Source organism: Chryseobacterium sp. 6424, assembly GCF_003692615.1.
Taxonomy (GTDB): domain Bacteria; phylum Bacteroidota; class Bacteroidia; order Flavobacteriales; family Weeksellaceae; genus Kaistella.
On the sequence record NZ_CP023540.1, the window covers coordinates 1,439,914 to 1,461,208 of the forward strand.

At 44.0% G+C, this 21,295-nt stretch carries 17 protein-coding genes and 1 tRNA gene; 6 read left to right on the top strand and 12 right to left on the bottom strand.

Translation table 11 applies throughout. The annotated features are described in order from the left end of the window. Positions 1–41: 41 nt before the first annotated feature. The 8 genes from CO230_RS06745 to CO230_RS06780 all read right to left on the bottom strand — a co-directional run bounded on the left by CO230_RS06745 (position 42) and on the right by CO230_RS06780 (position 7,919). Positions 42–257 (bottom strand): hypothetical protein, encoded by a 216-nt coding sequence (locus CO230_RS06745; protein WP_122027900.1) that lies wholly within the window; start codon positions 255–257, stop codon positions 42–44. Positions 258–260: 3 nt separating this feature from the next. Continuing rightward, positions 261–860, bottom strand: coding sequence for a DUF2911 domain-containing protein (locus tag CO230_RS06750; protein ID WP_122027901.1), 600 nt, complete (start codon positions 858–860; stop codon positions 261–263). A gap of 104 nt (positions 861–964) precedes the next feature. Beyond that, positions 965–1,669, bottom strand: coding sequence for a hypothetical protein (locus CO230_RS06755; RefSeq protein ID WP_228438058.1), 705 nt, complete (start codon positions 1,667–1,669; stop codon positions 965–967). A 51-nt stretch (positions 1,670–1,720) separates the two neighbouring features. Next, positions 1,721–2,011, bottom strand: coding sequence for a hypothetical protein (locus tag CO230_RS06760; protein ID WP_122027903.1), 291 nt, complete (start codon positions 2,009–2,011; stop codon positions 1,721–1,723). 234 nt (positions 2,012–2,245) lie between these two features. Next, a complete protein-coding gene (carB, locus tag CO230_RS06765; protein WP_122027904.1) occupies positions 2,246–5,425 on the bottom strand; it encodes a carbamoyl-phosphate synthase large subunit in 3,180 nt (1,059 codons plus the stop codon). 35 nt (positions 5,426–5,460) lie between these two features. Next, positions 5,461–5,820 (bottom strand): four helix bundle protein, encoded by a 360-nt coding sequence (locus CO230_RS06770; protein ID WP_122027905.1) that lies wholly within the window; start codon positions 5,818–5,820, stop codon positions 5,461–5,463. Continuing rightward, positions 5,807–6,925 carry a carbamoyl phosphate synthase small subunit gene (locus CO230_RS06775; protein WP_122027906.1) on the bottom strand — a complete coding sequence of 373 codons (1,119 nt, stop codon included), beginning with the start codon at positions 6,923–6,925 and terminating at the stop codon, positions 5,807–5,809. Before CO230_RS06775 ends, CO230_RS06770 begins: the two co-directional genes overlap by 14 nt. A 103-nt stretch (positions 6,926–7,028) precedes the next feature. Then, positions 7,029–7,919, bottom strand: a complete 891-nt coding sequence (locus CO230_RS06780; protein ID WP_122027907.1) for an aspartate carbamoyltransferase catalytic subunit — start codon at positions 7,917–7,919, stop codon at positions 7,029–7,031. 289 nt (positions 7,920–8,208) lie between these two features. Here CO230_RS06780 and fsa point away from each other — a divergent pair, with 289 nt between their 5' ends. The 4 genes from fsa (at position 8,209) to CO230_RS06800 (ending at position 10,475) form a co-directional block, all read left to right on the top strand. Beyond that, complete coding sequence (gene fsa, locus CO230_RS06785; protein ID WP_122027908.1) at positions 8,209–8,862, top strand: fructose-6-phosphate aldolase; 654 nt, start codon at positions 8,209–8,211, stop codon at positions 8,860–8,862. Positions 8,863–8,967: 105 nt separating this feature from the next. Next, a complete protein-coding gene (locus CO230_RS06790; protein WP_122027909.1) occupies positions 8,968–9,600 on the top strand; it encodes an NAD(P)H-dependent oxidoreductase in 633 nt (210 codons plus the stop codon). Positions 9,601–9,614: 14 nt separating this feature from the next. After that, entirely contained in the window at positions 9,615–10,049 is a 435-nt protein-coding gene (locus CO230_RS06795; protein ID WP_122027910.1) for a MarR family winged helix-turn-helix transcriptional regulator, read from the top strand. Positions 10,050–10,052: 3 nt separating this feature from the next. Next, positions 10,053–10,475 (top strand): organic hydroperoxide resistance protein, encoded by a 423-nt coding sequence (locus tag CO230_RS06800; RefSeq protein ID WP_122027911.1) that lies wholly within the window; start codon positions 10,053–10,055, stop codon positions 10,473–10,475. Positions 10,476–10,546: 71 nt separating this feature from the next. Here the strand turns inward: CO230_RS06800 and CO230_RS06805 are convergent. From CO230_RS06805 to CO230_RS06820, 4 genes are all read right to left on the bottom strand, one after another. Beyond that, a tRNA-Arg gene (locus CO230_RS06805) sits at positions 10,547–10,620 on the bottom strand. Positions 10,621–10,645: 25 nt separating this feature from the next. Beyond that, the gene (locus CO230_RS06810; RefSeq protein ID WP_122027912.1) at positions 10,646–12,424 is read right to left on the bottom strand and encodes a TonB-dependent receptor; all 1,779 of its coding nucleotides are present in this window, start codon (positions 12,422–12,424) and stop codon (positions 10,646–10,648) included. Between the two features lie 45 nt (positions 12,425–12,469). After that, positions 12,470–15,430 (bottom strand): tetratricopeptide repeat protein, encoded by a 2,961-nt coding sequence (locus CO230_RS06815; RefSeq protein WP_122027913.1) that lies wholly within the window; start codon positions 15,428–15,430, stop codon positions 12,470–12,472. A 179-nt stretch (positions 15,431–15,609) separates the two neighbouring features. Further along, positions 15,610–19,143, bottom strand: a complete 3,534-nt coding sequence (locus CO230_RS06820; protein ID WP_122027914.1) for a T9SS type B sorting domain-containing protein — start codon at positions 19,141–19,143, stop codon at positions 15,610–15,612. 126 nt (positions 19,144–19,269) lie between these two features. On the opposite strand from CO230_RS06820, the gene CO230_RS06825 reads away from it, so the two are divergent. Continuing rightward, positions 19,270–20,958 carry an APC family permease gene (locus tag CO230_RS06825; protein WP_122027915.1) on the top strand — a complete coding sequence of 563 codons (1,689 nt, stop codon included), beginning with the start codon at positions 19,270–19,272 and terminating at the stop codon, positions 20,956–20,958. A 6-nt stretch (positions 20,959–20,964) separates the two neighbouring features. After that, positions 20,965–21,282 carry a DUF962 domain-containing protein gene (locus CO230_RS06830; RefSeq protein ID WP_122027916.1) on the top strand — a complete coding sequence of 106 codons (318 nt, stop codon included), beginning with the start codon at positions 20,965–20,967 and terminating at the stop codon, positions 21,280–21,282. Positions 21,283–21,295: the final 13 nt, after the last annotated feature.

A 21,295-nucleotide genomic window follows, 5' to 3' on the forward strand; every position in this document is an offset into this window, starting at 1 on the left:
GTTGTAAATTTAAAGCAAATATAGGTGTGCACGGATGTGTCTTACAACCGAAAAATGGACAGGTATTTTTTTAATAAAAAACCTTTGTCAATTAATGACGCCTGATTTTTAAACGAGGCTCGCAGCCCGGCTTGAGCGGAAATCCTTTTATTTTTGGCGGCGGCAAAGCCTCCGCCAAAAATAAAAGATTGGGAGCGGAAGACGGAAAAAGCTGCCCAAAAAAAGCCCCAAATATGATTGAGGCAATTATTGATCATTGTCTATTTCTTAGCCGCAGCATCGCGTTCGATCTGGCGGATTTCCTTTAGTTTGTCCACCACTTTGGTCGTCAGTTCGGGGTTTGCTACTTTTATGGGAACCGAAACTTTCGCCATGTCCCATTTAATCACCATATCCAGCGCGTTGTCATCCACCGGATTCAGTTCAATCCCGAACCACTCCTGCTTTTCGCTGAGGTTCTGCACCGGCGCGGAAACCTGCGTGACATTCAGTTTTTCGTCATAAGCGTACGCACCCCACTGTTGCGCATCTTTGTTCAGGATAAGTTTCCATTCCTTGTCTGTCGGGATTACAAAAAGACCGTAGGTTCCTGCGGGAACCGTGTTTCCGCCAAAGTTCACCGCCTGATCGAAGGTGATTTTGGTAGAAGAGTTCGCGCCCGCACGCCACACTTTATTATAAGGAACGAGTTCACCAAAGATCTTGCGGCCTTTCACGCCCGGACGGCCATAGTCCACCGTGATCTTAGAGGTAGAAAACTGCTGCTCCACTTTCTGCCGCGGGCTGGCAGCCGGCAAAGTGTACTGCGAATAAGCGGCCACCGAAGCCAGAAAAAGCGTGCTGAATAATAGTTTTTTCATGTCGTCAATTTTGAGTCCTAAGATAAGATTTTTTGCGGAAGAAAGAGCGGTCTATCGATAAACCACCCTTCAATTTCCTATTTAAATAAGTTTAAACTTAAAGATCATTCTACACTTTTTACTTTGATGCCGAGTTTCTCGAGCGTCTGATCGTCAGGGAAAAGCACTTTCGCAAATGAAACCAAGCGCGTATATTTTGGGTAAAGCAGATCCAGCGCTGTATCGCGGACTTCAGTGGCTTTCTGCGCTTCCCCGAGTTCTTTTTTCTGCGATTCCTTCAGCGCCGAAATCTCTTCTAAAGCCGCCTGCTGTGCCGCAATGGCAGCATCATCAATATTCACCGTGGCAGCTTTGGCTTTGAAAGTGGGATTGGCCAAAATCTGCGCATAGAAATTACTCACCTGCTGATACCACGCCGGGTAGGCACGCTTCACTTTTTCATCCGTGCCCAGTGTGGTATGTGCCTGGCGGTCACCGTTCATCGCGATCTTTGCCAGGTTCCGGTGGCGTCGGTAGGTGTTCTCTATCTCCGCTCTTTTCAGATTGAAACCTTCGGTTTGGGCGTACTGTTCACCATATTCCTGTATTTGCTTTTGGCTGAGAAGTTCCAGGTTAGTAATTTCATTCAGGTAACCGTCCAACATGGGTTCGGTGATGCCGACCGTGGCCAACTGGCTCAGGATCTCGGGTTGCTTCGCGTTGCTGAACGCGATTTTCATCTTAGCAATCAATTGCTCTGCGGAAATGTACCGGTTCTGTGAACTTGGCTTACCGGTGTCAGGCGTTTCATTTTTTGAGGTATTCATCATTTGTGTTATTTAAATGTAAATATAACACATAAATTGCATATTTAATGCATATTATATTGCAGAAATGGACGGGACATGTGTCCGGACCATTCCTGCAACCGTCCCGTTCATTTCTGTAAGTGTCCCGACCGTTTCTGCAGGTGTCCGGACTGTTTCTGTAAGTGTCCCGATCGTTTGTGTAATAGTCCGATTCATTTCTTCAAGTGTCCCGACCGTTTCTGCAATAGTCCGATTCATTTCTGTAAATGTTCCATACATTTCTGCAGGTGTCCGGACTGTTTCTGCAAGCGTCCAATACATTTTTGCAGGTGTCCGTTCTGTTTCGGCAAGTGTCCGGTTCATTAATAATACTCAAAGGAAGATTTCTACAGGTGGCGGAAGGATTGTAGGTTGTGGACTGCTCTACTCTTTGGGCATCCCTACAAATGCTGGCGAGAGTACAAGGTGGAAAAACATCCACCCTGCGTGGTCTTAGCCGAATTTATTAATGAAAATAAAAAGCGTTGCCAGAGTTTAAACCTTTAACAACGCTACTTTTTGGCCTTAAGCCTATTGCCTGGAAGGTGTTGCCTTAAATTACATCGCCTCCATCTTGAAGCTCATGCTCTCGATCACTTTCAGGATGGCTTCCACCGTATCCATCGAGGTCAGGCACGGCACGCCGTTCTCTACAGACATGCGGCGGATTTGGAAACCGTCGCGCTCGGCCTGCTTGCCTTTGGTGGTGGTGTTTACCACGTACTGCACCTTTCCTTTTTGAATGAGGTCGATCAGGTTGACATCTTCTTCGCCGATCTTGTAACCGATTTTCACCGGGATGCCGGATTCCTCAAAATATCTGGCCGTACCCTCGGTGGCCCAGATGCGGAAACCGACTTCGTGGAAGCGCTTGGCGAACACAGCGGCTTCTTCTTTGTGCTTATCGGCCACGGTAAAGAGAATGGAACCGTGTGTGGGGACCTTTCGGCCAGCTGCTATGAAGCCTTTGTACAAAGCTTTTTCAAGTGTGGTATCTTTGCCCATTACCTCGCCGGTTGACTTCATTTCCGGCCCGAGAGAAGTGTCCACCTTGGTCAGTTTAGAAAAGGAAAAGACCGGAACTTTGACAAATACGCCTGGTTTATTGGGTGCCAGACCGATCTGATAGCCCAAATCCGCCAGTTTCTTACCGAGAATGGCTTTGGTGGCAAGGTTCGCCATCGGGATTTCGGTGATTTTAGACAGGAAAGGTACGGTTCTGCTCGATCTTGGATTCACCTCGATCACATATACTTCATCGTCTGAAAGTACGTACTGGATGTTCATCAGGCCGATGACCTTCAGCCCTTTTGCGAGCCTTTGGGTATAATCTACCAGGGTATTGATCTGCTGCTGACTGATGTTTTGGGGTGGATACACCGCGATAGAGTCGCCCGAGTGAACGCCGGCTCTTTCGATATGCTCCATAATGCCTGGAATTACGACGGTTTCGCCATCGCAGATCGCATCGATCTCTATTTCTTTGCCTGTCAGATAACGGTCGATGAGGATCGGGTGTTCTGAACTTTCCTTCACCGCGTTGGTCATATAGTGGCTGAGATCTTTTTCATCGTAAACGATTTCCATAGCGCGGCCACCCAATACATAACTTGGCCGAACCAACACCGGATAACCGATCTCTTCGGCGATGACGATGGCCTCTTCTTTGGTGAAACACGTTTTGCCCAGTGGCTGCGGAATCTGAAGCTCCTGTAGGGCAGCTTCAAATTTGTTACGGTTTTCCGCACGGTCCAAATCTTCAAGCGAAGTGCCGAGAATCTGTACGCCGTGCGCTGCCAGTTTATCGGCCAGGTTGATGGCAGTCTGTCCGCCAAACTGCACTACCACGCCTTTTGGCTTCTCGAGTTCGATGATGTTCATTACCTCTTCTTCCGTTAAAGGCTCAAAGTAAAGTTTATCTGAGATCGAGAAATCTGTGGAAACAGTTTCGGGATTGTTATTGATGATGATAGCCTCGTAACCGAGTTCCTTAATGGCCCAAACCGAGTGCACGGTGGCGTAATCGAACTCCACGCCCTGGCCAATCCGAATCGGCCCGGAACCCAGCACGATGATTTTCTCCTTATCGGAAACAATGCTTTCGTTCTCCTCTTCATAAGTTCCGTAGAAATAAGGTGTTTCGCTCTCAAATTCAGCAGCGCAGGTATCTACCATTTTATAGACCGGCATGATATTGTTCTCTTTCCTGAACTCGAAGATGGTTTTCTGGTCAGATTCCCAAAGATGCGCGATGTGCAGGTCAGCAAATCCTAACTTCTTGGCCTGAAGAAGGGTTTTTGTATCGAACTTATTTTCAGCGATCACCTTTTCAAAGTCGATGAGCTTTTTGATTTTCCAGATGAAGAATTTATCTATTTTGCTCCATTCTACTATTTTTCCCCAATCGTAGCCACGTCGCAGGGCATCACCGATGATGAAGAGCCGCTCGTCATCGCAAACGCGGATTCTTCTTTCAATCTCTTCATCCGTCAGTGCTTCGGCCTGCTTCGTTTTCAAACCGATATGCCTTAAACCAGTTTCAAGGGAACGGATGGCTTTGTGCAAAGACTCCTCGAAGTTCCTGCCGATGGCCATCACCTCACCTGTGGCTTTCATCTGGGTTGAAAGTCGGCGGTCCGCGGTTTCGAATTTATCAAACGGGAAGCGCGGGAATTTGGTCACGACATAATCCAAGGCCGGCTCAAAGCACGCGTAGGTCTTGCCGGTAACCGGATTCATGATTTCATCTAAAGTAAGTCCGACAGCGATTTTTGCCGCGATCTTCGCGATAGGATAACCGGTAGCCTTACTCGCCAAAGCTGATGAACGCGACACACGCGGATTGACTTCGATGATATAATATTTAAAGGAAGCAGGATCTAAAGCAAGCTGTACGTTACAACCGCCTTCGATGCCTAAAGCGCGAATGATCTTTAAAGATGAATTGCGAAGCATCTGATATTCGCGGTCCGACAAAGTCTGCGAAGGTGCCACCACAATGGAATCACCCGTGTGAACGCCCACCGGATCGATGTTTTCCATATTGCACACGACGATGGCGTTATCGTTTTTGTCGCGCATCACTTCGTATTCAATTTCTTTGAAGCCGGCGATGGATTTTTCGATGAGGCATTGGGTAACCGGTGAATATTTAAGTCCGAAACTTGCGATTTCTTTTAGTTCCTCATCATTATGCGCTATTCCGCCGCCCGTTCCGCCCATCGTAAAGGCAGGCCGAACGATGACCGGATAACCGATGTTGTGCGCAAACTCCAAAGCACCCTGCACCGTGTTTACAATGTCGGAATCTGGCACCGGCTCGTTGAGTTCGCACATCAGCGCGCGGAAAAGGTCGCGGTCTTCGGCCTGGTTGATCGCCGAAAGCTTGGTGCCGAGAACTTCAACTTTGCACTCCTCGAGAATCCCGGATTTCTGCAATTCTACCGCCATGTTGAGTCCGGTTTGTCCGCCAAGAGTTGGCAGAAGTGCGTCCGGTCTTTCCTTTCGGATGATGTGGCTGACGAATTGCAACGAGATGGGTTCGATGTAAACTTTGTCGGCAATCTCCACGTCCGTCATGATGGTCGCGGGATTGGAGTTGATGAGGATTACTTTATAGCCTTCTTCGCGGAGTGCGAGACAGGCCTGTGTGCCTGCATAATCGAATTCCGCGGCCTGACCGATAATAATGGGTCCGGAGCCGATAACAAGGATGGTTTTTATGTCGTTTCTTTTCATTTTTTATAATAGATTCAAGAGTCAAGAACCGAGATTCAAGATTTTTTTACAAGGTTGTTTTTAAAGGAATAGATCATTTTTTGAATTTCAGAGACATCGGCAATCAAGTCATTGGCAGAAACATCGCCTAAAAGTTCAAGTTCTTTAGATAAAATTAACTGTGTCTGAAGCTCAAATGCAGATCCTAGTGCGATTGCGAGGAAATGATTGAATTCTTTATCGCTGTTTCTACCGGAACCTTCAGCAATATTTGAGGGAATTGAAATTGCGGCACGTTTCATTTGAGACACCAATCCAAACTTCTCGTCCACGGGAAGTTGTGCAGAAAGAAGATAGATCTTCCTCGCGAAAGCCATCGATTTCTGCCAGAATATCAATTTTTCAAAATTGTGCATGCTCCTGCTCTTGATTCTTGGCTGTTGATTCCTGATTCTTAAAATCCTTCATTAAACTGATAAAGTCATCAAACAAATAGTTGGCATCCTCCGGCCCGGGGCTGGCTTCGGGGTGATACTGTACGGAAAAGCATGGGTGGAACTTATGCCGCAGGCCTTCATTGGTACGGTCGTTCAGCGCGATATGAGTTTCAATGAGGTCGGTGCTTCTCAGACTTTCCTGATCGATCGCATAACCGTGATTCTGGGAAGTGATGGCGACTTTGTTCTTCTCTAAATCCAACACCGGATGATTGCCGCCGCGGTGTCCGAATTTGAGTTTGAAAGTTTTGGCCCCGCAGGCTAAACCAATCAGCTGATGCCCAAGACAGATGCCGAAAATCGGTACCTTTCCTAATAATCCGTTGATAAGCGCAGGCGCGCCCTTCACATCTTCGGGATCGCCGGGACCATTCGAAAGCATGATTCCATCGGGCTTCATCAATAAAATCTCCTCAGCGGTGATGTCTTGTGACACTACAATCACGTCGCACTCGCGGTGCGTAAGTTCGCGCAAGATGCCGAGTTTGGAACCGAAATCTACCAGCACGACCTTTAGGCCTCTGCCAGGGCTTGCGTACGGCGTTTCGGTTGATACACTGGCAACCTGATCGGTGGGCAGACCGGTGGTCTTAAGGTTTTGTACCACAGTACTTTCATCTTCATCGGCATTTACGATGATGCCTTTCACAACACCTTTATCCCTTAAAACCCTTGTGAGTCGTCGGGTATCGATCTCGGAAATACCTGAGAGGTTTTTATTCCTAAAAAACTCATCAAGCGTCATCTGGTTACGGAAATTAGACGGGAAATCACACAGTTCCTTTACGATCAGGCCTTTTATGGCGGGTTCTATACTTTCGTAGTCATCGCGGTTGATGCCGTAGTTGCCGATGAGCGGATATGTCATGCACACGATCTGTCCGCAATATGAGGGGTCGGAAATAAGTTCCTGATAGCCTGTCATTCCGGTATTGAAGACCACCTCGCCGAGGATATCCTGATCAGCACCGAAACCCTGACCATGGAACACTTCGCCCGTTTCTAATATTAATTTTTTGTTCATTTATTTTATATTTTAGAATCAAGATGCAAGACGCAAGACTTTGCACTGCAGATTCTTCGTTTACAGCTCTTGGCTTCTGGCTCTTGGCTCTTGACTTCAGCTTCTACTTAAACTTAAATCCTTTAGTTTCCAGCGCATCTTTAAGGATCGCCATGCGCGCGAAAACGCCGTTTTCCATCTGTTTAAAGATTCTGGAGCGGCTGCATTCAACAAGCTCACTGTCGATTTCCACATTTCGGTTTATAGGTGCCGGATGCATGATGATTGCGTTTTCCTTCATCATCTTCTCGCGGTCTATCGTCAAACCAAACTTACGGTGATAGCTATCAAGCGAAATTTTCATCTTTTCGCCATGTCTTTCATGCTGGATTCTTAGGAGCATCAGCACATCCACTTCCTTCACGAGTTCATCGATGCTCATATAAGTTCCGTTGATGATGGTGCCTTCATCGAACCACTTTTCAGGACCGGAGAAAAACACCTTAGCACCCAGTTTCCGCAGTGCTTCAGCGTTTGAATTGGCTACGCGGCTGTGCTTCACATCTCCCACGATGCCGACTTTCAGGCCTTTGAAATTGCCAAATTCCTGCTGAATAGTCATCAGATCCAATAGCGTTTGAGAAGGGTGATTACCGCTGCCATCGCCACCGTTGATGATGGGGATATCAATATTCCGCAGTTCTTCATAATACTTATCCTGCTTATGACGGATGACAAGGAGATCGATACCTAAACTTTGCAGTGTCTTTACCGTATCATACAGCGATTCGCCCTTGTTGACGGAACTTGAATTAACGGCAAAAGGTACTACCTGCAGACCAAGCTGGCGCTGTGCCATATAAAAACTGGTTTTCGTGCGGGTACTGTCTTCAAAAAACAGGTTCGAAACATAGATCTCCTCTGTTGCCCTAAGTCTTTTTCCCTGTGCAAATTCTTCCGCTGAGCGAAGCAGCGTCTGGATTTTTTCAGCGGTTAATTCGTTTGTTGTAAGCATAGTTATGTACTTTTAAATCAAAAAAAAACGAAGCCAAAATGACTTCGTTAAATAAAACAAATATTGTTATGCCCGGCATCGCTGCCAGCCTCTTTATAAACTAATGGAAATGTGTTTCTCATTAGTTGCAAAGATAATAATTTTTCATAAATAGAGATAAAAATATTCGCATTGGGATAAAAAACCTTCCAAAAAGATAAGGGCAGATATATGTCAGTTTAAATTGTGTCTCTTCGTTACCTAAAAAATGATTTCAGAATCTTACCTTTGTACAAATCAAAAAAAATATATGAAATTTTTTATCGACACTGCCAATCTGGATCAGATTAAAGAGGCGCAGGATTTGGGAATTTTAGACGGCGTTACCACCAACCCTACGCTTATGGCGAAGGAAGGAATCTCTGGGAAAGAAGCCATCAATAACCATTACAAGACCATTTGCGATATTGTAGATGGGGATATTTCAGCAGAGGTTTTAAGCACCACCTACGAAGAAATGATTAAGGAAGGTGACGAACTCGCGGCCATCCACCCAAATATCGTAGTGAAAATCCCGATGATTAAAGACGGTATTAAAGCGTTAAAATATTTTTCGGACAAAGGAATCAAGACCAACTGTACGCTTATATTCTCGGCTGGGCAGGCCTTACTTGCTGCAAAAGCTGGTGCGACTTATGTTTCGCCATTCTTAGGCAGACTTGATGACATTTCTGTTGATGGTCTTAACCTTATTGAAGAAATCCGCGTAATTTTCGATAACTATATGTTCGACACAGAAATTCTTGCTGCATCTATCCGTTCTCCGATGCATATTATCAATTGTGCAAAGATTGGGGCAGATGTGGTTACTTCCCCACTGGCTTCTATTTTAAACTTACTGAACCATCCACTTACCGATAAAGGGTTAGAACAATTTGTATCCGATGCCAAAAAACTTGGATAATTACTTGAACCACTTTCTCCAAAGTGGTTTTTTTATTTCTTGAATAAATAAGTTGTGTGCAATTTAATTGTTTACTATCTTTGTAATGTAAAAAAATTTAATTTTATGTCACTATTAGAGAATCTAAATTGGAGACATGCGGTGAAAGCCTATGATCCAACAAAAAAAATTGCCGAAGAAGAACTTAACAAGATACTCGAAGCCGCACGCTTGGCACCAACCTCCTCTGGTCTGCAGCCTTTTCGTGTGATTGTAGTAGAAAACCAGGAGCTTAAAGAAAATATGGTAAAAGGCGCCCTGAACCCCGAAGTGATGAGAGACTGCTCCCACGTATTGGTCTTCGCCGCATGGGATAACTACTCTGCCGAAAAAATTGATAAAGTATACGATTATCATACTGATGTACGAGAGTTACCGCGAGGACGCTTTGGCAGCTATACCGACCAACTGAAAACAATATACGGCGCACAGACCGCAGAGCAAAATTTCGCACATACCGCACGACAAACTTACATCGCATTGGGACTTGCCATGGCACAAGCCGCAGAACTGAAGATTGACAGTACCCCAGCAGAAGGATTCAGTAATGAAGTGGTTGATGAAATACTAGGACTTAATGAACTTGGCCTGAAAAGTGTTACACTGCTGTATCTGGGATATCGTGATGCTGAAAATGACTGGCTTTCTAAAATGAAAAAAGTCCGCATCCCGATGGAGGAGTTCATCATCAGGAAATAATAACAGTAACCATTATGGAAAACAGCCAAACGCCTAAGCTTGGCGAACAGCTTTGCTTTCCGTTTTATCTAATTGCTAAGGAAATCGCAAACCTGTACCGTCCTTTTCTTGAAGAGCTGGGCATTACATATCCGCAATATCTGGTCATGATGATCCTTTGGGAAGAACAGCCACAGACGGTAAACCAGATCGGGGAAAAACTTACCTTAGACAGCGGCACCTTAACGCCACTCCTTAAAAGACTTGAGGCTAAAGGCTACCTGACCAGAAAAAGAAAAGTTGAGGATGAACGTGTGGTACAGATTTTCCTTACCGATGAAGGAACTGTCTTGCAGCATGAGGCCTGCCTGATCCCAGGAAGAATGAATGAAAAACTGGGCTTAACAGACCAAGATTTATGCGAATTGAAAAACACCCTTCATAAACTTTTGACTACCATTAAAAAATAAAATATGAAAACATTGTACAACACAAGCGTTACAGCCACCGGCGGACGCGACGGACATGTGAAAAGTGATAACGGCATCCTGGAACTGGATGTAAGAACACCGAAAGCTTTAGGTGGTAAAAATGATGACTTTGCGAATCCTGAAATGTTATTTGCCGCTGGTTATGCCGCCTGTTTCGATAGTGCGCTAAACCTAATGATTAGAAAAAATAAATCAGCCGCGGGCCAGACTACCGTAACCGCAGATGTAGGCATTGGGCCGAATGACCAAGGTGGTTTTGGCCTTCAGGTGGCGCTTCAGGTAAACGTACCCGGCGTATCGCTGCAAGAAGCACAATCTCTGGTAGAGCAGGCTCATCAAGTTTGCCCATACTCCAACGCTACCCGTAACAATATTGATGTAAGCTTACAGGTCACCAACAATTAGACGGTTCTGAAACACAAAAAAAACGAAATAAAAAACCGGCACACTTCCCAGGAAGTGTGCCGGTTTTCGTGTGACCGCGGAGGGATTCGAACCCCCAACCCTCAGAGCCGAAATCTGATATTCTATCCAGTTGAACTACGCAGCCTTATTTCAGTCGGATCGGTAACCTACTAAAAGGAAATCTTTAATCCTCCTAAAATCTGTGTTCCCAATACTTTATATCCTTTGAAGGTTTGGTAATTGGTGTTCAGGAGGTTATTTCCGTGGGCAAAAATACTGAAATTTTTGTGAATTCTATACTCTGCAGATAAATTTAAATCCGCGAATCCACCAACTTTATCATCCCCGTTTTCATTTGATACATAAAAATCCGGCGAAGTGCCTGATGCTGTGTAGGAAAACGAATTGGTCGTACGGTCGGTAGCGAAGATCATCTTGGTCCCTAACGTCAGTTTTTTGCCCAAAAGGGTATAATTCGCTCCGATGTTGGCGCGCAGCAAAGGTACGTTATAAATGTGCTCATAAACATCAAGGTCGTATTTGGTGAACTGCGCTTCAGCACTGAGTACAAGGTTGGCCAGCGGGAAATACTGCACACTCGCGTTCACTTCGCTCACTGTACCGTTGTCATACACGGCGGCAAACGTATTGGCGTAGTCATATGCCGCCCTGTTGGCTGCAACAGCGGTATCAAAAAGATCATTGGCACTATAAAAAAGGATGTCATTTACTTTACCGAAACCTGCATTGAAGTCGTACTTTATCGTCTGGTCAATATCGCCGCGAATGCCCACATACCCCTTATATTTGACTTCGGTGGGACGAAGTTGCTGGTCGGAAACCAGGTAAGGATTTTCCTCTAACATGTAGGCATAGCTATTGAGCGTCAAACCACCTTTTATGCCCGCGTAAAACTTAAATTCCTGCGCCGCGGAAAACAGGATTTCTGCCCGCGGAAACCAATATGTTTTGTTCGACTTCTGCTGTTCAGCCATTAAATTAGTGTTGTATTTACCACTAAAGAAAGAAAAATCAGAGCCAATCATCAGATAAGAATCTCCTTTAAAGAAAGTAAGTTTGGGTGATACCGAGGCATTTAGGAAACGTGTGATGTTTTGACTAAGAAGTTTAAAGTCTGTATTTAAAGTTTCCACGCCTAAGCCTAAATCTGTATTCAGGGTGATGTCGTTTATAGGCAGGGCGATGTCGTGTTTTGAAAAATTAGCCACGATTTCTGCCTGAGTTTCCCTGGCATCGAAATGATCGCTAAGGAATGATGATTTCACTCGGATGTCGTTGAGGATTTCATTGCTGTAAAAATCATAGTAGCCATTCACCTTGAAACGATTGGTTTTCTGCTTCAGATTGACATCAGCGGAAGGATCAAAGGCGTAGATGCCATAGTAATTGTAATCATTTAGGCCATAATCTGCGATTACGTTGAACTTTCCTTTGTTGTTGTAAGAATTCAGGTAAGCCGCTACATTCCCTGTGTTTTGTTTAGAACTCCACGCATATTCTTTTTTCAGACCCGAAGTTGAAAGTACATGCAAATCCGCACCTACTTCAAGATTATTCTCCAGTTTTGCGACAATATTTCCGTCTGCCAATACCCGTCCGAAATTGCCCATTCCCAACTGGAAGTAACTGTTTTGGTGATCAGCATCAAATTTCGGCGAAATATCTTCCCCCTGAATGGTGGAAGTTTTAAAATCAGACGCAGCCGGAACATTGGTAATCTGGTAACGTAAATTAAGAGAATCCTGCGTTTTTTTCTCCTTTGGCGGATAGTTTTTTTCTGCTGCAACCGATGTCTTTTTCTTTTCGATATTCTTGACTTCAGGTTCGCGCTTGCGGTCGAGGATGAGTTTTTCTTCTTTAATCTGCGCCAAGGCAAACTGCGATAAGCCTAGGAAAAACAGAGCTATGATGGAGATTCTTTTGTTCATTAAGATAAATTTTTTAGAGGAAATTCAAACCAAATTGTACGGGGGTTATTTTATCAGTTTCTTGATTTCTTTGGCCTCCGCTACAATTTCCGGAAAGTCTTGGTAATTGTCGATAATCTGATCCACGGTATAACTTGCCTGATATTTATCTTTCAGCCCGATATAGTTTCTTGCCATCAGTACAAGAGCTTTTGCGCCCCAATATTCTTCTGATGCATAGTTATTTGCCAATTTGAAAATGGTTTCGTTAGAAGATTTGAACGCTTTTGCTTTGTTCTGGTAAAATGCTTTTGCGTAAAAAGCTTCGGCAACAACTTCGGTATTTGATGACCTTTCAAGTGCGGCGTAGGCAGCTTTGGCTTCGTTATCGCGGTTGCGGTTCATCAGGCTTCGGGCTTTCACAACCTTGGCCAGTTCGCTGACCGATGCGGCATTTTTCGTGTTAGCCAACACCAGATCCGCAAATTTCTCTGCCTGCGCGAAGTTTTTCTCTTCGGCAAAGATCTTCATCAGTTCCAGATTTGCGAAATTGCGTACATTTTGGTTAGATGAGCTGCTGAGTGGCTCTAGATATTTCTTAGCTTCTGCGCGGTTGTTCTGTTCTATATATATCTGTGCGATGCGGGTTTGCGCATCTTCCTGGTAATCATTCTGTACAGCTGCAAGTTCTTTCAGCACTACCAGAGACTGTGGTAGATTACGGGTTTGATAGAAGCTTTCGCCCAATTCATATTGCGCTTGGTACAGCCCCTCGCCTGTCGGGTTTTGCGTAAGATATTTTTCGTACAGTGGAATGGCCCTTTTGTAATCTTTAGCGGCGTAATAGTTTCTAGCAGTAGTCAAGTTTATTTCATCCAGTTCCGAAGCAGCGATTTTTACACCTAACGTCTTCGCGAAACTTTCGTAGCCGGCAACATCACCATTCTTAATGTAAACCGGTCGTGCGGCCTGCACAATTTTAGGGGCATAGGCAGTGTTTCGGTATTGGTTACCCAGAGATTTTAGTTCCGAGAGCGCACGCGAATCTTGGTTAAGATCTATATAGTTTTGTGCACGGTAAATTTGCGCGTTTGCCACCAAATCTTTGTCGGTGCTGCTTTTAATGACTTGCGCGAAATAATCGTTCGAGGTATTATAGTCATCATTAGCGGCATAGGCAGTGGCTATTTCGTACTGGGCATCATCGATATATTCCGAATTCTTGTATTGTGAAAGTAACTTTTTAAGTTCAGAAATCTTAGCTTCCGTGTCTCCTTTAAAACCATAGGCCATGGCTTTCTGGAACATCGTATAGTCATCAGCATTTTCGGCTTTATCATAGATCGCGATGGCTTCATTCAGTTGATTATCTGCATAATACGTATCAGCAAGCCGAAGTTCGGCATCTGCCTTAAACTCTGGTTTTGGATTGTTCAGATAGGCCGCGAAATATTTTTGAGCCTGCGCAAACTTCTTTGATTTGAAATATGCGTATCCGAGGTCATACGGCAGCTGCTGTTTCTCGCTGAAACTTTCATTAAGAATCTTTTCATACCGAACAATTGCAGAAGCATAATTTCCTTTCTGATAATAAGTTTGGGCCAGCCAATAAGTGGCACGTACATTAAATTCTTTATTGATATTAAATTCTAGACTGCGCAGGAAATAGGTTTCCGCCGCATCGAAATTCCCTTTATTGAACTCTTCTGTACCTAAAAGGAAAGAAACCTCCTGGTCGATCCTGTTCAGTTCAGGTGTGGAGTTGGGCATTTTGTCAATCGCACTCAAGGTTCCTTTGTAGTCGCCGGAATAAAGGTAAGATTTCACCAGCAAGGATTTCATCTCCTCAGCCTCCGTACTGCGCGCATACCGGTTGATATAATCCTGAATCACCACAGGCGCAGACTCGAAAGGATTACCGATATCATAACTTAGCTTTGCGTATTGTACATGTGCCAATTGCTGCACTTTGGCATCATAAGTCATTTGTTTTGCCGACCGGAAAGCCGAAAGCGCCTCCTGTTTCTTACCCACTTCCAGATACGCATTCCCAAGTTGGTAATAGGCATTTTGCGAGGTAGGCGAATTACTGTTGATCAGCTGGTTATAATAAGATACAGCTTCATCATATTTTTTGAGTTGGGCCGCAACAAAGCCCATTTCATAAAGATCGCTTTCCGAAGGTGTTTCATTACTTTCAAGATAAATCTTAAGGTGTGGATAGGCCGAGGCATACTCCCCTTTCATAAAGTAACTTTCACCAATGATTTTATGAACTTCTATTTTATAACTATTTGAAAATGAAACATCAAGCAAAGCATTTCCTTCCTCGATAGCACGGTCGAAATCACGGTTATTGAAATACATCTGCACATAATACGGCTTTACTACACGCGCGTATTTTTCCTCGTTTTTAATGGTATCAAAATAACTAAATGCACGGTCGTTTTGGCGGTCGGCATAGTATAAATGCCCCAACATATAAGCAATGTCGCTTTTATCAGTACCTTCAGCGTTTATATAGGCCGCGTCTAATGCCTCAATAGCGCCCTGGGAATCTCCGGTCATAAATCTGGCGTAGCCCAGTTTCATGATATACTGTGTGTTTTCTTCGCGGGAAAGTTGGTACTGATTAATGTTCCCCAGCATTTCAAGCGCTTTCGGGAAGTCTTTCTGTGCCAGATAGTAGTCGGCGAGCGGCAGGTTGGCCTGTGCAAAATACGCAGAATGGGGATATTCGCGGATGAATGCCTCCAAACCCTGCTCCGCATAGTTCTTCCGAAGTATCACCCCAATGACATTATCAAAAAACTGTGCCGCTTCCTGTTGCGACGCAACCAGTTTTCCGTTATAAAAATACTGCCTCGCGTATTCGAACTGGGCAGCACTGTATATTTTGTTTTGATAAAGATTTTCTGCAAGTCCCAGACGGTACGTTTCGCGGTTACTGAAATATTGTGACTGCTGTGCCTGAGCGTGACCGAAATAAAATATAACGGCTGCAAGAACTATTTTTTTTGACTTCATTGAATCCGGATTTTCAAAAAGAAGCGGAAAATCCAGCTTTTTCGGGCTGAACTTTCCACGTTTAGTGAACGAAAATAAGAAAAACTTATTGCCTGCACAAGATGCAGCGCTCTCCTGGGATGCCTTTTATACCGAGGAAAGGGCTGGTTATCATCATGTAAAAACTTTTATAAAACAGCTTAATCTCTATTTTTAAGTAAAATCCAGCCTTGGCGCTGCGTTGTCTTTTGGGTTATCGGGTCGTACCAAGACAGCGTGTACCAATAGGTTGAACTGGGGAGTGCTTTTCCGCTCATCGTACCGTCCCAGGCAACTGTTTTGGTGTCCCCGGAAGCAAATACACGATTGCCATAGCGATCAACAATCTGGATAGAAACCCGTTCCATTTTGTCAAGGTTTTCAACCTTCCACACATCATTCCTACCATCACCATTTGGACTGAAAGAATTAGATATTTTAATAAAATACACCGTTTTTGGCGGGCCCAAACAACCCATAGCCGACTGTACCTGAATTTCATAATTAAGTTCCGTAGGGTTTTGGAGGATATTCGATGTCTGCATGATGCCATTGAAATAATATCTGTATGGCTTTGCGCCGCCAGTTGCAATAACCTCAATAGCGTTCGACGTTTGGTTTACGACCTCTATTTTCGGCTGGTTTTCATCGGAAATAACGAAATTGTGCGTGTACGGACAACCATCCGCGCCATTTTTCAGCACAACTGAATAGCTTCCCGACTGCGTGAAATAGGCAATCTGGCCCGTCTTCCCATCGCTCCAGCTGAAAACTGTGTTTTCTGCTCCGGCATCAATGGCCAAAGTTTCACCATAACAGATAAAATATTTGTCAAGCAAAGTACCCGATTTTACGGGCGTGTTTACTTTTAAATTGATCTTTGCTGTCGACGGACACTGGCCTCCAGAGGTAATACGAACATAAACCGTTTGCGCAAAGGCCGTTTCATTAATATATGTCGAAGGAATGGTGACCGTAAAACCGGAATCTTTAAAATACTCAAAAACCGCTGAAGCATCAGAGATAAATTTCGTCTTCAAAGTATCCAAATTAAATGTTGTTTTTCCGTCAAAATCCTCGTCACACAGCTCGTAATCGGTTTGCGTTGAAATCAGCGCTGTGGGTGAACCTTGCACGAAAGTGATGCTTTGAAAATCGGATGTGCAACCTGTACTGTTGTTCTTCATATAGAACCGTACAGTGAGCGGTAATATTGTCAGATCAAAATTTGAGGGCAGTGGATTGCCGAACTCATCTGTAAACGTGTATTGCGGCTCATTTACGATGGCTTTCCGTTTAAAATTCTGCAAAGCATATGTGGTTTCGCCGCAGACGGCGATTTGGGAAATGAGTGCAACAGGTTTCGTAAGTTCTATCAAGTTAAACTCAATTCTGTCTGAACATTCCAAATTGTTGGTTTGGTTATAAACAAAAACCATATAAGGTCTTCCCCGAACACCAGCATCATAACTTTCCCATTCGACCTGAGAAAGAGCTATATTAGAGGCATCAAAATAACGGATTTCCGGATACTCGCTCCAAGTACCAATATAATCTTCAATCACAGTCGTCAGATTGTAAATTTTGGTACCACAAATCGAAAACTTGGTTTCGGGCGTTGTCTTTATAAGCGAAGGTTTACGGTATATTCTAAGCTGCAGTGTTGGAACGGAATCAGCGACGCATCCAGTCACTATATTTTCGACTTTAATGTAAATTGTTCCGCTCCCCCGATAATTCAAGTCTGTAATTTGGTCAGTAAGTTCTATATTACGATAGAATGTCGCAAGAATTTCTGAAGAGTACTCAAGCTCCGCTTTTGTAATATTTAAGTCAAAATATTCAGTTGTACTAAAGCAATGCGGCGGAAATGTCGAAAATGGTTTAATTTCAACTGTCGGATGAAAATCAAAATTCAGCTTTACAATACTTTGGCAGGTGAAATTGGGGTCTGTAATTTTTACCCAAATGCTTGAATGTGTCTGCGGATTTACCGGTGTAGTATTAAAAGTAGTTCCGTCTGTTGAAAACTCAAACTGGAATGGTGAGCCGGCGAAAAATTCGGCTTTAAATTGCGGAACTGTGTAAGAATTTACATTATCGCAAATCTTTGCCGACGTGTAAACCGTATTATCTGGTGGAAATGACTGATACGCAATGCTGAAATTTTTGGTGAAAGTACACGCAGGACTTACGCCGGCATTCGTGGACACTTTTATTGTAAAATTCTTGGTTTGACCTGAAAGTATGGAGGCAGAGGTTATCGGTGCGGAGGTACCTGTCTCGAAATATTCAACCGTATAATCTGCGCCTGGCGGATAACCCGTAACCGCTGCGAGATCAAATATTTGCGATGGCTGCCCGCTCTTGTCGCAAATGCGGATCGTCAGCCCATCATGCACAAAAGTGGGCAAGATCGACGAGATATCTACAACCTGACTGGCGGATCTTAGGGTACACGTACCGGCCGTGTTCTTCACCTGTACATAATAACTTCCGTTACCGACCAGAATGCTGGTACCAGTTTGGCTGAATGACGCATCTGTGTCTGAACGCCATTCGTAAATCAGATTCGGGTCTGGACTTATCACATGCAACTCGGCCGGATTTCCGCAACCCGCCGTGTAAGTCGGTGCCGAAATCTGTGGATTTTGAAGTAATTTAAACTTAACTTCATCCGACACCGCCGCACCTACCTGTGCGCCTGAAGGATCGTGATAGGTGACTACGACCATCAGGACATCACCATCATTGGGCTCAAAATTATTTACAGTATCAGAAGTTTCTCCCGGAATCTGCGTGCCGTTCCGAAACCATTTGAATTGGGGAGTAAGATTTTGGTTTGGAGTGAAAACCCATGCCACACCCTCGCTTCTCCACGGTCCGTTATTGTAGTTATGTGTTGGGACTTTAAATTTGGTTGCGTTTTCATTTTGAATACCAAGGATCGCGTTATATGAGTTTTGAGTCTTATTGCGCACTTCAATTATAATTTCGCCGCCTTCAATCAAAAGGACGAAACTATTATATGGCGCACTAGAATCATCTCCGGTACCGTTTGTACGAATCTGATTCTGAAAGGAGATTAGCAATGCATTCTTGCCATTTACACTGATGTTTTTATAAAAATAATCGACTGAAGACTTGGTTGATTTGGGAACGAGATCGGTATATCCGAAAAAGATCTGGGCTAAATTAAGTTCTCTTTCCGGTGCATTGCGGTAAACTTTATTGTAATCCGTAGAAGGTAGCCTTGAGTAATCATTGTAGCCCGTAATCCCACTGAATGTTCTGTCCTTATACACATTAATGTCCTTCAGGTCTTCCAGTTCGGCATCGTTTGTAAATACCAGTCGGCCGTTACTGCCTAAGACTGCTTTTGTGTAATTTTTTTCGTAAAAGCTAAAGGTAAAACCAATGGGAAATGCTTCACTGAATTTATCGGCACCTGCACTTTGAAAGTTGATGGGGATGTTGCCTGCCACGAGCGGAAAAGTTGAAGCGGCTTCGCTAGATATTCTGTAATCCCCGGTTGAGGTGGACTCCGCGTTTACTTTAAAGTCAAGACTTTCTCCCACGCAAAAATATTGCTGCGAAGGATATAGAATCTCGGTTGTCGGATGATACAAATCTATTGTCTGGGCAGTATTATAGATACCCAGAAATAGCAAAAACAGTACATATATTCTCCTCATCACAGTGAAATTTAGTCAAAAATACATTATTATTTAAGAACACATCTTCTCGTTTTAGCATCTAAAACATGTAAAAAATAACAGTTTCTGCAATTTTCTTTTACTTTTGCATCAATAAACTATTTTATGAATCAACTTTTCAGGAGAAAACATTATTCTGAAACCGAGCAGCCCTCTGGTTTGCGCCGCGTTTTGGGCGTATGGGATATTGTATTTTTTGGTATCGCGGCCATTATCGGGGCGGGCAGTTTCAGCAGTTTGGGTGAGGCCGTTTTCCGTGGTGGGCCGGGGGTGATCGTACTCTATCTGATTTGTGGCTTTGCGTGCGGTTTCACTGCACTTTGTTATGCGGAGTTTGCGAGCCGCATTCCGCAGGCTGGTTCGGCTTATACGTATGCATACGCAAGTTTTGGTGAGCTTATCGCTTGGGTGATCGGTTGGGCGTTGATTATGGAATATTCTTTCGGTAACATCTATGTCGCTTTTTCATGGAGTGATTATTTTACGAGTTTTATGGAGAGAATCGGTATTCACATCCCCGATTATCTGAGTTGTAGTTATACCGAAGCTAAAAAAGCTTTTTTCGGGAGCTCAGGAAATAAAGAACTCATCAATGCCTGGAGTTCGGCGCCTGTAATCGGCAATCTGAAGATTATTTTCGATTTGCCTGCACTTGTAATTAACGGATTAATTACGTGGCTTTGTTATGTAGGTGTGAAAGAATCTAAAAACTTCAATAACATCTTCGTCCTACTGAAACTGTTCATTATACTATTGGTAATTGCTGTTGGAATTGGCTACATTAATACCGGAAACTGGTTCCCCACAAGCAGCGTCACTGGTGAAGCGTCTTTCATGCCGAACGGCTTTACCGGCGTAATGAGTGCTGTATCGGGCGTTTTCTTCGCTTATATTGGTTTTGATGCGCTGAGTGTTTTATCTGAAGAGACCAAGGATCCACAGAAAAACCTGCCACGTGGGATGTTGATATCTCTGGTGCTATGTACCGCGATTTATATTGTGCTGACACTGGTACTAACCGGAATGGTGGATTACCGAAAATTTGATGGTATTGGTGACCCGCTGGCTTTTATTTTTGAAAGTTCTAACGCCAACGTGCCGTGGATGGAGTTTGTAGTGGCACTTGCGGCGATTATCGCCATAACGACTGTGCTGCTTGTTTTCCAGATGGGCCAGCCACGGATTTGGTACGCCATGAGCCGTGACGGACTGATGCCAAAAAAATTCATGGAAATTCACCCAAAACACAAGACCCCCTCCTTCGCTACCATCATCACCGGTATTGTAGTGGGTTTACCTATTCTGTTCACTGATAAATCTTTTATACTTGATTTTACCAGTATCGGGACGATATTCGCCTTCGTACTAGTCTGCGGGGGCGTGCTTCTGCTGCCGGCCAAACAGAAACGGAAAGGCCGTTTCCACATGCCCTACATCAACTCAAAGTTCATTTTCCCTGTATTGTTTTTGGGTGGGCTAGCCTTTTTCTACTTCTGGCAACCGACTTTCTTCCAACAGTTAATGGATTGGAGTGATCCTGCGGAAAAGGAATTCCGGATTTCGATCCTGGTGTACATCATCCTGAATCTTATCCTGTGTGTGATGGCTTTTGCCAAGAATTTATCTTTAATTCCGTTGATCGGACTTACTTCCTGCCTCTATTTACTAACAGGGATGAGCCATGATAACTGGTTTTGGTTTCTGCTTTGGTTTGCGATTGGTATGATTATTTATTTCTCCTATGGGTTTAAAAACAGTAAACTCAATAACGAACTCAACGGAGATTTAAATTAAATAAACATGTCAGAAAGGATAAAAACTTATCAGGAATTTTATATTTATTATTTATCACAACATCAGAAGACCGCGACTAAAATCCTGCATTTTATCGGGATAATGATTGTACTGGGTGTGGTCGCGTATGTGCTTGCCTCAGGGAAAGAGAGGTTTCTGTGGTACATCGCCATTGTAGGATATGGTTTGCCACTGCTTAGCCATTATACTTTTGAGCGCAATACACCTACCGCTTTCCGGTACCCATTGTGGACATTTATATCAGATTTTAAGATGTTTTTTGAACTTATTTTTGGTAAAACTAAATTTAAAAACAATGCGTAATAAAAATCCCGAA

Coding starts and splice junctions, on each gene's coding strand:
- CO230_RS06745 (WP_122027900.1), bottom strand. CDS start 257: ATGATCAATAATTGCCTCAATCATATTTGGGGCTTTTTTTGGGCAGCT.
- CO230_RS06750 (WP_122027901.1), bottom strand. CDS start 860: ATGAAAAAACTATTATTCAGCACGCTTTTTCTGGCTTCGGTGGCCGCT.
- CO230_RS06755 (WP_228438058.1), bottom strand. CDS start 1,669: ATGATGAATACCTCAAAAAATGAAACGCCTGACACCGGTAAGCCAAGT.
- CO230_RS06760 (WP_122027903.1), bottom strand. CDS start 2,011: ATGAACCGGACACTTGCCGAAACAGAACGGACACCTGCAAAAATGTAT.
- carB (WP_122027904.1), bottom strand. CDS start 5,425: ATGAAAAGAAACGACATAAAAACCATCCTTGTTATCGGCTCCGGACCC.
- CO230_RS06770 (WP_122027905.1), bottom strand. CDS start 5,820: ATGCACAATTTTGAAAAATTGATATTCTGGCAGAAATCGATGGCTTTC.
- CO230_RS06775 (WP_122027906.1), bottom strand. CDS start 6,925: ATGAACAAAAAATTAATATTAGAAACGGGCGAAGTGTTCCATGGTCAG.
- CO230_RS06780 (WP_122027907.1), bottom strand. CDS start 7,919: ATGCTTACAACAAACGAATTAACCGCTGAAAAAATCCAGACGCTGCTT.
- fsa (WP_122027908.1), top strand. CDS start 8,209: ATGAAATTTTTTATCGACACTGCCAATCTGGATCAGATTAAAGAGGCG.
- CO230_RS06790 (WP_122027909.1), top strand. CDS start 8,968: ATGTCACTATTAGAGAATCTAAATTGGAGACATGCGGTGAAAGCCTAT.
- CO230_RS06795 (WP_122027910.1), top strand. CDS start 9,615: ATGGAAAACAGCCAAACGCCTAAGCTTGGCGAACAGCTTTGCTTTCCG.
- CO230_RS06800 (WP_122027911.1), top strand. CDS start 10,053: ATGAAAACATTGTACAACACAAGCGTTACAGCCACCGGCGGACGCGAC.
- CO230_RS06810 (WP_122027912.1), bottom strand. CDS start 12,424: ATGAACAAAAGAATCTCCATCATAGCTCTGTTTTTCCTAGGCTTATCG.
- CO230_RS06815 (WP_122027913.1), bottom strand. CDS start 15,430: ATGAAGTCAAAAAAAATAGTTCTTGCAGCCGTTATATTTTATTTCGGT.
- CO230_RS06820 (WP_122027914.1), bottom strand. CDS start 19,143: ATGAGGAGAATATATGTACTGTTTTTGCTATTTCTGGGTATCTATAAT.
- CO230_RS06825 (WP_122027915.1), top strand. CDS start 19,270: ATGAATCAACTTTTCAGGAGAAAACATTATTCTGAAACCGAGCAGCCC.
- CO230_RS06830 (WP_122027916.1), top strand. CDS start 20,965: ATGTCAGAAAGGATAAAAACTTATCAGGAATTTTATATTTATTATTTA.